The following is an 11,926-nucleotide window of genomic DNA, read 5'->3' as shown; positions in this document are numbered from 1 at the left end:
TCGGTCTCCTTTTCAGAAACGATCCTGTGATTATGCGCCTTTCAGGGGAAGAGCGGATCGGGGCGGCCGGGCCCGCCAGGAGATTTGTACGCGCGCCAGTTACCGCAGTCGTGCGACGCGGCTTTCGATACGATCGAGCACGGGGTGATCGGTAAGCCCGTGCGCATCGAAGGCCTGCCGGGTCTCGTCGAGATGGGCGATGGCCTCATCCCCCCGATCGAGCCGGGCGAGGATATCGGCGGCGAGAATACGGCGATCGGCCCCGTCGACCAGTTGGCCGGGCGGAATCGGCGAGACCAGCAGCGGTTCGAGCTGGGCCAGCGCCGCCTCGGGATCGCCGGAGCGCCAGCGACAGGCCGCCCGGGCTTCGCGTAGCTGGGCCCGTTCTCGCTGGTAGTTGAGCAGCTCGACATCCTCGCCGATTGCATCGAGCACAGCCTGGCCGTCATCACCGCGCCGGCATCGCGCCCACGCCAGCAGCATGTCGATGCTGACCACCAGCCGGCGGTCGAAATCCCGGGCCTGTTCGGCCATCAGTTCGCGCGCGCGCTGCATGTCGGCCACCGCCTTGTCGAGGTTGCCGAGGCGCACGTGGAAATGCCCGCGCGCGCTGTAGTAGAGCGGCCATTGGTCCGGGTCGTTGCCCCGGAACTGCGCATATTCCTCGCCGGAATCTCGCAGGACTTCGAAGGCTTCGTCGATCTCCCCGGCCGCCAGCAGCACGCGGGCGAGCGTACGCCGGAGCGAGGCGCGATAATCCACCGGCCCCTCGTAGATGCGGTCATAGAGCTCCAGCGCCCGGCGCGCTCGCCGCTCGGCTTCTTCGAAGCGGCCGCGGGCGAATTCCAGTCCAACGCTGTTGGCCAGGCTGACCACATAACCCTGACCCGCTTCACCCTGGGTGTCGCGAAAGGCAGCCAGCGACAAATCGCGGAAGGCAGCGGCGCGATCGAGATCCCCGGTGGCACGGTGCAGGCCCGCCAGACTGTCGAGGAGGCTTGCCCGAAGCGAGGCATCCATCGCGCCGGGCGGCGGCATCTGCCACCACAGCGGCTTCACCAGGGCGAGCGCCCGGTCGTGGCGACCGCGATGGCGCTCGACCCAGGTTCGGGTAATGCGCACGCGCACGAGCGTGTCCCAGGTGTCGGCTTTCCCGGCGAGCAGGCCTTCGGCTTCGATCAGCAAGGCTTCGGCATCGTCTAGGGAGTCGCCGGCTGCAATCATCAGCCGGGCCAGGCGCTCGCGGGCGCGGGCGCGGTCCAGCGCCGACAGGGACCCGGCCGCGTCGGCCAGCGCCAGCGCGGTTTCCAGCAACGGCGCGGCATCGTCGTAGCGGCCGCGGGCCCGGTAAACCTGACCGATGGTCGAGAGCATGTCGAAACGCTCGCCCGGCGGGGCGGCGCCGGGATCCATTGCCCGCTCGGCGCCGCGCTCGAGAATCTGCTCGGTGCTGGGCAGCTCCTCGCGCGGGCGATCGGGGCGCGTGGCCCGGAACAGATCGCCCAGAAACTCGCCGAGCGCCTCGGCACGCGCCAGCGCGGTTTCCGTTTCAGACAGGGCGGCTTCCGCGCGATCGGCCTGGGCCCGGGCGCGGTCTCGTTCTTCGGCCAGCTGCCACGTCATCCACGCGCCACCACCGACGATGATCGCCACGGCCACGGCGGATACCGCCGAAAGCAGCACATTGCGCTGGATCATCCGCTGCAGCCGATAGAGCGCGCCCCCTGCGTACGCAGTCACGGGTCGGCGGGCGAGCCAGTCGGCAATATCCGTTCCCATGGCCTCGGCCGAGGCATAGCGGTCTTCGGGGGATTCTGCCGTCGCGCGGGCGACGACCGAACGGAGGTCGGCGGGAACCGGCTCGTTCCCGACCAGGTCTTCGAGCAGTCGTCCCAGCTGCCAGATATCCGAAGCGGTGGTGAGCGCTTCTCGGCGCCGTTGTTCCGGGCTGGCGTAGTCGGGCGTAAGCCCGTAGCTGCTGCCGAAGCCGGTACCCCGAATGCGGGAAATACCGAAGTCGACCAGTCGCGGACGACCACGGTCGTCCACCAGAACATTGGTCGGCTTGATGTCGCCGTGGATCAGGCCGCGGCGGTGGGCGTGGTGCACGGCCCGGCACAGTATCCGCACGAGTTCCAGGCGTTCGTTCAGCGTCATCGAGTCGACAGCGCCATCGACGGTGGTGCCGTCGACAAAGTCCATGGCGAACCACAGCATTCCGTCGTCGGTTTCCCCACCGTCGATCAGGCGCGCGATGTTGGGATGGTCGAGACTGGCCAGCAATTCGCGTTCCCGGGCCAGCACGCCGCGACCACCGGGAACCGGCCGGTCGCCGCGCAACCACTTCAAGGCGACTTGTTGGGAATAAGCGCCATCGGCGCGCTCGGCCAGGTAGACGACCCCGCTGCCACCGCGACCGATCTCGCGCTCGATGCGCCAGGCGCCGATGCGCTCGCCCGGCCGGGGTTCGCGAATCTCACTGAGGTCGCGGAGAAAACGACCGAAAAGCCGTCCCTCCAGGGCACCGCCGGGTTGGAGCGGATCGTCGCTCATGACGCCAGCCGGCGGCTGAGCCACTCGCGGGCCTGTTGCCAGTCGCGCTGGACCGAGCGCAGGGATCGGCCCGTGGCTTCGGCGGTTTCCTGCTCAGTCAGGCCGGCGAAGAAACGGCATTCCACCACCCGGGCCTGGTCTGGATCATGCCCGGACAGTAGCTCGAGTGCCTGGTCGATGGCCAGGAAATGCTCCGCCTCGGCCCGCACGCTGGCGTCGTCCTCGCGCAGCTCGAAATGCTGCGCCCCACCGCCACGCTTGTCGGCCAGGCGCTCGCGCGCGTAGTCGCAAAGCAACTGCCGCATGACACGGGCGGACAGATTGAAGAAATGGGCACGGTCGTTGACGGCGAGATCGCCGCTGTTGAGAAAGCGCAGGTAACACTCGTGGACGAGACTGGTCGTGTCGAGCGCTTCGTTTCCCCGCCGACAGCGGTGGGCGAGCTGCTTGAGGTCCACGTAAAGCAGGGCCACCAGCCGGTTGAGGGCCGGCTGGTCACCGTCGCTGGCGGCGTGGAGCAGTTGCGTCAGTTCGCCGGGCATGGTTGCTACCGCGGGCCAAAGAACCCACAAATCAGCTTACCACCCCCGGTTGCGGGAACTCTAGTGAGCCGGCTAGCGGCGGCCGCCGCGCTTGCCGCGTGGGCGCTCTTCACGTACCTGCAGGGGCTGGCCATTGAACATCGAGCCGTCCAGCTCGGCCTGAGCGGCGCGCGCCTCATGGCCTTCCATGTCGATCATGGCAATGCCCTTGCAGCGGCGGGTGAAGATATCCATCGGCAGTTTGAGGCCGCGAACGGTGCCGTGCTTGGAGAATAGATCGCGCAGGTCTTTTTCGCGCGTTTCCGGATGAATGTTGCGGATAAAGAGGGTTTTCATGTCGGGGGCGGCCTCCGGGCCGGTAGTGATTGACGCAGCACACGCCCGACGCCGGGCTGTTACCGGTACGGAATCGATGGAGGGAGCGGTGCTGTCGGTGAGGGCAGGCGGACGTCCATCCGTCCAGCATCTCCAATGGTGGGTGCCGACGGTCGTTTATACAAGGGCCGCGCGAAATTCTTGAAATAGTTGTAGCTATTTACCCCGAGAGGGCGTATAGTGCAAAGCGCTGCGGAACACAGCAGTGGTCGAATCTGAAAGTATTCCTTCCGTTTACCCCTCATTTTCCACCATCTGAACTCTACAGCATCACCGGGACTGGCCGTGTGGCCGAGTCCTGTACATCATATTTTTAGAAAGGTAAAAGACATCATGTCCAGCACAACCGGAACAGTGAAGTGGTTCAATGACGCGAAGGGATTCGGTTTCATCTCCCAGGACGATGGCGGCGCCGACGTGTTCGTGCACTTCAGCGCCCTGAACGGCTCGGGCTTCAAGTCCCTGGCCGAAGGCGCCAAGGTCAGCTTTGACGTCACCGACGGCCCGAAGGGCCCGCAAGCTGCCAACGTCCAGACCCTGTAAGGGTTTCCGACAAGCAGTTTTGCCGAAAAGCCCCGCCAATGGCGGGGTTTTTTCGTTTAAGGGGTTATCGTTTTCGCCCGCCTGCTCCGCAGGCTGATAGCGGGTGGATCATCAACTTCCCTGTTGCTAGGTTGTGTGCTGCTACCGCCAAGGCTGTCAGCCTCGACAAGTCAAAAGCTGTTTCGCCCGGCTTGCTTCGCAAGCACTTTCGGCGAGTCACTTTTTTCTCGCGCGAAAAAAGTAACCAAAAGCGCGCTTAAAAGATTGCGGATGCGCCGCAGGACCAAGCTGGTGTGCGGGCTTCAGTATTTTGCTTCCGCCTTCGCTCCTGCTCGGTCGAATTGAATGGCATCTTCGGCAGGAATCGGGCGTAGCCCGCACCGAAACGGTACGACTTCGAAGGACGCCAACTTCCTTCACCGCGTGGGCAGGATTAGGCTAAAGAGCCATAGCATCGAGTGTGGGCGCCTTGGCGCCGCTGTTGGTGTTTAACGAGGTCGTGGCAGTCGGTCGGGCCACGCCAAGCATTGAATCGAAGCCTCAATGAATACGGCCGGGCATGAGCGAAGCCCCAGTCGTAATCCTGTGAAGCCACTCCGCTGGAAGGCTGCTGAGTCGAATCCGTCTGTCTTTTAAGCGCGTTTTTCGTGCCTTTTTTCGCGCATGAAAAAAGGTACCCGCCATCAGCCTGCGGAGCAGGCGGGCGGAACCGCCTTTGAAGTGTCGAAGCCCGCACGGCGGCCGGGGGCGACAAGCTGTTTGCCGATGAGGCACTGAAAGAGCCACCGCAAGAGCGCGCGAAGCGCCGGGCGAAACAGCTTTTGAAGTGTCGAGACCCGCACCGCGGGCGGTGACACCAACCCACCCAAAGCCCCAGAGTGGTTGGGTTAAGCTGACCCCATGTGCGACCCCCTGGAGTCAAGATGCGAATCCTTTCCTGCCTGCCGACGCTGTTTCTCGCTACCGTGATGATGGCAGCGGCCAACGCGAGTACGCCGGAAAAGTCCCTGGATGCCGAAACCGCCGGCCGCTTTGCGGCGCTCGCGCTCGATTGCGTCGACCAGGAATATCCCAACCTGATTCACCACGTGATGGCCGGCGACGACGATGTCGGTCCGCCCCGTGAACTCACGCCCGCGTTCTACGGCTGCTTCGACTGGCACTCCTCGGTGCACGGACACTGGCTGCTGGTTCGCCTGACGCGACTGTTCCCGGATGCCGGCTTCGCCGACGAGGCGCGCGGCAAACTGGCCGCCAATCTCACCGAGAACAAGCTTCTGGCTGAAGCCGCCTACATGGCCCATCCGGACCGGACCGGCTTCGAGCGGCCCTATGGGCTCGCCTGGCTGTTGCAGCTGATCACCGAGCTTGACCAGTGGGATGACGAACAGGCCGATGACTGGCGGGAATGGCTGCGCCCGGTCGAGGAGATCGCGGTCCGGCGGCTGGTGGACTGGATTCCGAAGCTGCACTATCCGATTCGCATCGGTGAGCACGATCAGACGGCATTCGCCTTCAGCCTCGCCCTCGACTATGCGCGGCAGGTCGGTAACGATCGACTGGCCTCAGTCGTGGAGAAGGCCACCGAACAGTTCTACGCCGGCGATCGCGACTGCCCGCTGCACTACGAACCCTCCGGCCACGATTTCCTCTCTCCTTGCCTGGCCGAAGCCGACCTGATGCGGCGCGTGATGGATGCGGAAGCATTCGCCGCCTGGCTGGAAACATTCCTGCCCGAAATCGGCAAGGACGACTGGCTGCCGGTGGCGGTCGTCACCGATCGCGCCGACGGCAAGCTTTCGCATATCGACGGGCTCAACCTGTCCCGCGCCTGGATGCTCGAGGGGATTGCCGCCGGCCTGCCGGAGGGCGATGACCGACGCGGGGCACTCGAAGCATCGGCGCGCGAGCATGCCGAAGCCGGCCTGTCAGGCGTCAGCGACGAACATTACGCTGGCGGGCACTGGCTGGCCAGCTTCGCCGTCTACCTGGAAACCGATCGCGGTCTTTGAAGCGGCTCAGTTCGGAAGTGGATACTTCAAACCGGTCGCGCAGTTGAACAAGACCACGCGGGCGTCGGCGGGCAAGTCTCCGCCGGCCACTGCCCGGCGCCAGGCGGCATGCGTGGCCGCGCCCTCGGGACACACAAGAACGCCCTCGCTGCGGCATAGCTCGCGCCAGGATTCCACGATCTCGTCTTCGGCAACCGCAATCGCCGAACCGCCGGACTCGCGGACCGCATCGAGTATCAGGAAGTCGCCCACCGCCTTCGGCACCCGAATGCCGGCGGCGATCGTGTGGGCATATTCCCACCGCTGCGCGAACCGTTCGCCGGCGTCGAAGGCACGCACGATGGGTGCACAGCCCTCGGCCTGCACCGCGTACATCCTCGGCAGGGGTCCCTCGATCCAGCCCAGCGACTTCATTTCGGCAAAAGCCTTCCACATTCCGATCAGGCCGGTGCCACCGCCGGTGGGATAGAAGATCGCGTCGGGAAGGCGCCAGTCCATCTGGGCGGCGAGCTCCAGTCCCATGGTCTTCTTGCCCTCCAGACGATAGGGCTCCTTGAGGGTCGACACGTCGAACCAGCCTTCCCGTTCGCTGCGTTCAGCCAGCAGCTTGCCGCAGTCGTCAATGTAGCCGTCGACCTCGACCACCTCGGCCCCGGCGAAGCGGGTTTCCTCGATGTTGATCCGCGGCGTATCAGCCGGGCAATAGACCAGTGAATCGAGACCGGCGCGTGTGGCATAGGCGGCCAGGGCCGCCCCGGCGTTGCCGTTCGAAGGCATGGCCAGTTTCTCCAGGCCGAGTTCGCGGGCCATGGCCACCGCCAGGGCCAACCCGCGGGCCTTGAATGACCCCGTGGGCAACCGGCCTTCGTCCTTGACCACCAGGCCCGGCGCTCCGTCGATTTCGATCAGCGGGGTGTCGATCTCACCCAGCCGCGGCACACGATCGAAATCGGTCACCGGCAACAGTTCCCGCCATTTCCAGAAACCGCCGCCCCGCACGGCCACTGCGTCCCGATCGACCTCCTTGCCGATGGCATCGAGATCGTACTCGACCAGCAGCGGCCGGCCGGCCCTGGACAAGCGATGGAGCTCTCCGGCCTTGTATGAAGTGCCTTCGAGACTGCAGCGCAAGCCGGTGACGTGGTGGTCCATGCGAGGTATTCCAGGCGGGTTGTGATTGATCAGTCTAACGGAGCCGACGAGCCGCGCGCGAGAAGGAAGGGGCCTTGCGCGGTTCAAGACAATCGAACGGAAATGTCGTGGCAGAATCCGCGGCCCGATCGCGTAGGATGGGTCAGACTTCTACCAGCCCTTTTCCCCATGCAACAGACTTTGCGCAAGCCGGGTTTCGGCGAACGGCTGAAACAGCTCGGCTACTTGCTCAAGCACACCTTCACCATCGTCGGACGCGACCCGGGCATTCTGCGCCCCTGGGTGCGCATGGCCATTTACGGCGTGGTGATGGTCTGCCTGTTCTTTTCCGCCATCACGGCTTTCATCGTCGATGCCAACGGAACGGGGCTGCTGCTGCTTTTCGTCTCGATCGCGATGTTCGTCTACAAGTTCTTCTACTACACCCGCCAGGAGCTTCGGCAGAGCTGGTTAGTCACCGAAGCGCTCAAGGGCGAGAGAAGATCGGCCGACGAAGCGAAATCCCGCGTCAGGGAACTGGCCTGGAATGCGCGCAAGATCGCGCTGCTCGACATGCTGGTTGCCTGGATGATGTCGATGGCACGCAGCAGCGGCAAGGCAGGTGCCCTTGTGCGGCTGTTCATGCGCGGCCTCGAGGAGGTCTGGGACCTGCTCAACCACTACCTGCTGCCCTCGGCTGCGGTCGACGGCTACGGCATTCGCGACAGCGTGGGCCGAATGGGAACGCTCAAGGACAACGTGCCCGAGACCCTGGCCGGCGTTTTCGGCATCGACATCGCCGCGCGCGCCGTCGGCACGATCATGGCACCGGTGTATTTCGTGCTATTCGTCGGCGCCGTGTTGCTCGGCATCTGGGTCGGCGATGCCTTCCCGGCCTTCTACGCCGGCGACCTGCGCGAGACGTTCAACAACGTCGAGGCCGGTTTCCTGCCCGACGAGCTGCATTTCTCGTGGCTGCCCGTGCTGATCGCCATCTGGCTGGGCAAGCTCGGTTCGGTCGTGCTCGAACGAGTGACGACCACGGTCAAGGTCATCTACTTCTCGATCTTCTACATGCGTATCACCCACGTGGAAGACATCATTCCGGAAGTGCGAGACGAACTCGACAGCTACCTCCGCATGGAAGCCGAGGACCCGGAGCCGGTGGCCGACCCGTCCGGCGCCTGAGAGCCCGGGCATCCCTCGAAGCGGCGTGGCAGACAGTGCCGGGTAGAAAGTAGTCAGCGGCAGCTCGATCCTGCTATGTTGGAAGCCTGACTTCGCGAGGTCACGCCCATGCCCGAAGCCCCGGAAAACCGCAATATCGGCGCCGTACTGCTCGAACTCGGCCGCATCAACGACGCCGATATCGAGCGCGCGCTCGAACACCAGCGGCTTCAGGGCGGCTTTTTCGGGCAGGCCCTGGTCGACCTGGGCATCGTCGAGCAGGAAGAACTGGATTTCAGCCTGGCGGCACAGGCCAATCTGCCCTATCTGACGCCCAAGGCCGAAGATATCGATCCGGCCGTGGCGGCGCGCGTTCCGGCGACCTGGGCGGAGCGCCACAATGCCATTCCGGTGCTGCTCGAGGACGGCTGGCTCACCCTGGTGGTCGACTCGCCCCTGAAGGCCGGGCTGGCCGATGACCTGGCGCGTCGTACCGGCCTGTCGGTCAAGCTCGCGCTTTGCTCGGCCCGCCTGGTGCGCAGTGCCATCCGCGCGGTCTACAAGCTCGAACCGGTCCGCAAGGAGGCCAAGCGCATCCTTTCACTGGAGGCCTTCTGGATTCTGGCCACGTCTCCGAGCGCGCCGCGCTGGGGCCTGATGGTCCGGCACAATCGCGTCATTGGCTGGATCGAGCGTGCCGGGCACGTCGAGCGCCACCATCTGGTCCACAACTGGCTGGGTTTTCTCGACCGGCTGCTCTCGCCGCCGCCATCGCAGATCCTGCCGCCGCATGGCCGGCGGCAGTGGCGGGCCAGCGTTCGACCCGACCAGTCGCCGGCCGCCGTGAAGGTGACCAGCCTGTCGGGGCCGGGCGGTCACGAACTGCTGTTCGAGTCGGCGCGCGACGAATCCGAGAGCCTGGTGGAGTTACCCGCCGCCTCCGACCTGGCCGCGCTCAGGGACTCGGTTGGCAAAGGGCGTACGGTCATCGGTGTGCGAAGCCCGCGTGGCGGGGCTGCTCGCGATCTCGTGACGCGACTGCCCAGGCTGCTGCTCGATGCCGACCATCATTCAGTCTGCCTGTTCCGGGAAGGCGCGCACGCCATCAGCGGTGACCTGCTGGTTCTCAACTTCTCCGAAGACGCCGTGGACGAACCGATGTTCGACCTGCTCGAGCAGCTCGGCCTCGACGCCCTGGGCCTGGAACTCAGCCCCAGCAGCCGCGAGATGTGGGAGCGGGCGCTGTCGCTTGCGCCGGTCATCCTGCTGGTGCTTACCGGAGCACCCGAGGAAGCGGCGCCGCCGGGCATCGACCAACTGCTGACGACCACCAGCGACGCTCAACCGCGCTGGCAGCTCGTGGCGGATTGACGCCGACCCGACGCGCGGGCCGGCATTTCCCGATTACAGCGGCCAGAGATCCCAGGCCAGGCCGAAGACCGCAAGGCTGACGGTCGCAAACGCGACGAGCAGCAGGCCCGCCCGGCTGGCAGGCGCGATATTGCCGCGGTAGCGCCAGATTTGCACCAGTCCAGCCAGTCCGAGCAATAACGCCAGCGGCCCGAACCAGGCCATCCAGCTCGCCCAGGAAACCAGGCCGAAAAGCATCATCGCTTCGGTAACGTCAACCGAAGCCTTTACCGCCGCGCCCAGGCCACCGGCATAAACGACTGCCGACACGGTGGCCAGGAACACCACCAGGCGCGCGCTTCCTGCCGCCTCCAGGCGTTGGCCATTGACCCGGCGCGCCAGCCAGGCCACCAGGATCACCAACAGGCCGAACAGGCTCAGCAGCGCGGAGACACCCCCCCAGGCCAGGTGCGCGTTGAACCGCTTTTCATGATCTTCGTGGAGAACCATGCCCTCGACTGCTGCCCGGGTGGCGAAATGGGGCGCAATGAACTCGGCCGCTTCTTCGCCTTCTTCCACGCACGCCATGTCGAGACCGGCCGAGGGGTCGTCGTAGAAACCGTTGAGAAAGTCGCCGGCGCAGTCGAGCGAGCGGGTCGGCCCGTGACCGGCATGAGGAAACACCACCAGCTGGCCGTTGCTGAAACCGGGCATGATTGCTTCGGCCAGGGGGACCGGCGTGATGGGATCCCAGGCGCCGTTGGCCACGACCACCGGCAGATCGCTCTGGACCGGCTCGAACTGCTCCGGGTCGCGAGGGGCCAGACCGATGTCCCGGCACATCCCGGGGGCATCCTCGATCACCTCCAGGGCGCCGAAAGCACGGGCCAGTGTCGGGTAGTCGCGGAAGTCGTCGGGTGCCGATTCAGCCCAGCGGTCGACGTAGCCGTCAAGGCAGCGAACGGCCACGGACATGCCCATGCTGATTCCCGGCCCGCCCGTTTGCTCGGACAAGGCCAGCGCGCGAAAGAAGGTTTCATCCTCTTCCTCGACCACACGGGTGAGCCCTTCGATGATCGCCGGAATGGCGGGATGGTTGGATTGTTCATAGAGCAGGCTGAAAGGCAGGCCGGCGATGACATCGGCGAAGAACCAGGTCTCGCCGTCGGGGTAACGCTCACCCTCGGGCACCTCGACCCGAACCGGGTCCTCGGTCATGTTGGCGATGGCGGCCCGATAGCGACGTTCGAGGCCGCCGTAGCTGTCCGCGCAGTCGGGCTGCTCGTTGCAGGCGGCAAACAGGCGCTCGAGGTTTTGTTCGTGCCAGTGCGGTATCCGCATCAGCTCACGCAGGTCGAGCGGCACGATGGCATCGATCACCGCCGCGCGGATGCCCTCGGGATCGACCTTCATGTAGGCCTGCCCGAGCACCGAGCCGTAGGAGATGCCCCAGACATTCCAGTCTTCCAGGCCCAAGGCCATTCGCAGCGCCTTGATGTCACGGGCGTTTTCGAAGGTGTGATAGCCGGTGACGTCGACGCCGCGCGCTTTGGCGCCTTCGATGCAGGCACGGGCCTGCTCGAACATGGCGCGCTGGCTGTCGACGAAATTGTCGGCCTGGAAATCAGCGCGATTGCGATCGGCGAAGAACGGGCAGAAATCGCCCGAGTAGCCAATGCCGCGCTGCTCGAGAATGTAGAGGTCACGGCCGTTGATCACGCTGTGATCCTTGAGACGCTCGACGTAAGTTTCGACCGTCACACCGGGGCCGCCGGTGAGATAGATCACCGGGTCGTCGCGGATCTCGACCTCGTTGCCCTCGTCATCCTCGCCGCGCGCGGCAATGCGCACGAAGTGCAACTCGATCGTCCGACTGCCGGCAATCTCGCGGTTCTCCGGTACCTGGATCAGGCCACATTCGACCTCGCCGGGCTCGTAGTCGATACGGGTGCGAAACGGGCAGACCACGGTGTCGTGGCCCGTCTCGCGCAGCCACTCGAAGTCCAGGATTTCGCTGCTGCCTTCAGTAACGGTCGTCGAATCCGGTTCCGTGGCGACGGCTTCATCGGGTTCGGAGGGCGGCGGGTCGTCCTGTAAGGCGAAAGCAGGTAGAACGAAGAAGCAGGCAAGCAGAAACAGCAGGTGGCGCATGAGGCATCTCCCCCGGAAATCACGAAGGACCCAGATTAGCGCAGTCGACCGCTGACCGACAGTGTCGCTGGTCACGCTCTGTCGGGAATGCTATTGTCTGGA

Annotated in this window: 9 protein-coding genes; 4 read left to right on the top strand and 5 right to left on the bottom strand. The window is 65.0% G+C overall.

The genetic code is table 11. The annotated features are described in order from the left end of the window. Nucleotides 1-99: 99 nt before the first annotated feature. The 3 genes from ACDC66_RS00095 to ACDC66_RS00085 all read right to left on the bottom strand — a co-directional run bounded on the left by ACDC66_RS00095 (nt 100) and on the right by ACDC66_RS00085 (nt 3,431). Nucleotides 100-2,553 (bottom strand): protein kinase domain-containing protein, encoded by a 2,454-nt coding sequence (locus ACDC66_RS00095; RefSeq protein WP_376694637.1) that lies wholly within the window; start codon nt 2,551-2,553, stop codon nt 100-102. Next, nucleotides 2,550-3,095: an ECF-type sigma factor gene (locus tag ACDC66_RS00090; RefSeq protein WP_376694636.1), complete on the bottom strand. Its 546-nt coding sequence runs from the start codon at nt 3,093-3,095 to the stop codon at nt 2,550-2,552. The genes ACDC66_RS00095 and ACDC66_RS00090 overlap by 4 nt, the downstream gene beginning before the upstream one ends. A 72-nt stretch (nt 3,096-3,167) precedes the next feature. Beyond that, the gene (locus tag ACDC66_RS00085; protein ID WP_376694635.1) at nt 3,168-3,431 is read right to left on the bottom strand and encodes an RNA recognition motif domain-containing protein; all 264 of its coding nucleotides are present in this window, start codon (nt 3,429-3,431) and stop codon (nt 3,168-3,170) included. Nucleotides 3,432-3,803: 372 nt separating this feature from the next. Between ACDC66_RS00085 and cspE the strand changes: the two genes are divergently transcribed. Further along, a complete protein-coding gene (cspE, locus tag ACDC66_RS00080) occupies nt 3,804-4,013 on the top strand; it encodes a transcription antiterminator/RNA stability regulator CspE (protein ID WP_376694634.1) in 210 nt (69 codons plus the stop codon). A 923-nt stretch (nt 4,014-4,936) separates the two neighbouring features. Beyond that, a complete protein-coding gene (locus tag ACDC66_RS00075) occupies nt 4,937-6,025 on the top strand; it encodes a DUF2891 domain-containing protein (RefSeq protein WP_376694633.1) in 1,089 nt (362 codons plus the stop codon). A 6-nt stretch (nt 6,026-6,031) separates the two neighbouring features. On the opposite strand, the gene ACDC66_RS00070 is transcribed toward ACDC66_RS00075, so the two are convergent. Then, nucleotides 6,032-7,177: a threonine synthase gene (locus ACDC66_RS00070; RefSeq protein ID WP_376694632.1), complete on the bottom strand. Its 1,146-nt coding sequence runs from the start codon at nt 7,175-7,177 to the stop codon at nt 6,032-6,034. A gap of 168 nt (nt 7,178-7,345) precedes the next feature. Here ACDC66_RS00070 and ACDC66_RS00065 point away from each other — a divergent pair, with 168 nt between their 5' ends. Beyond that, nucleotides 7,346-8,344, top strand: a complete 999-nt coding sequence (locus ACDC66_RS00065) for a hypothetical protein (protein ID WP_376694631.1) — start codon at nt 7,346-7,348, stop codon at nt 8,342-8,344. Nucleotides 8,345-8,452: 108 nt separating this feature from the next. Continuing rightward, a complete protein-coding gene (locus ACDC66_RS00060) occupies nt 8,453-9,694 on the top strand; it encodes a GspE/PulE/PilB domain-containing protein (protein WP_376694630.1) in 1,242 nt (413 codons plus the stop codon). A 33-nt stretch (nt 9,695-9,727) separates the two neighbouring features. Here the strand turns inward: ACDC66_RS00060 and ACDC66_RS00055 are convergent, their stop codons facing one another. Beyond that, on the bottom strand, nt 9,728-11,824 hold the full coding sequence (locus ACDC66_RS00055; protein ID WP_376694629.1) for an alpha/beta hydrolase: 2,097 nt from the start codon (nt 11,822-11,824) through the stop codon (nt 9,728-9,730). Between the last annotated feature and the right edge of the window lie 102 nt (nt 11,825-11,926).

The sequence above is a fragment of the Wenzhouxiangella psychrophila genome (assembly GCF_042310375.1).
Lineage (GTDB): Bacteria > Pseudomonadota > Gammaproteobacteria > Xanthomonadales > Wenzhouxiangellaceae > Wenzhouxiangella.
The sequence above is the reverse complement of the archived record's forward strand: the minus strand, read 5'-3'. Positions and strand labels throughout refer to the sequence as shown.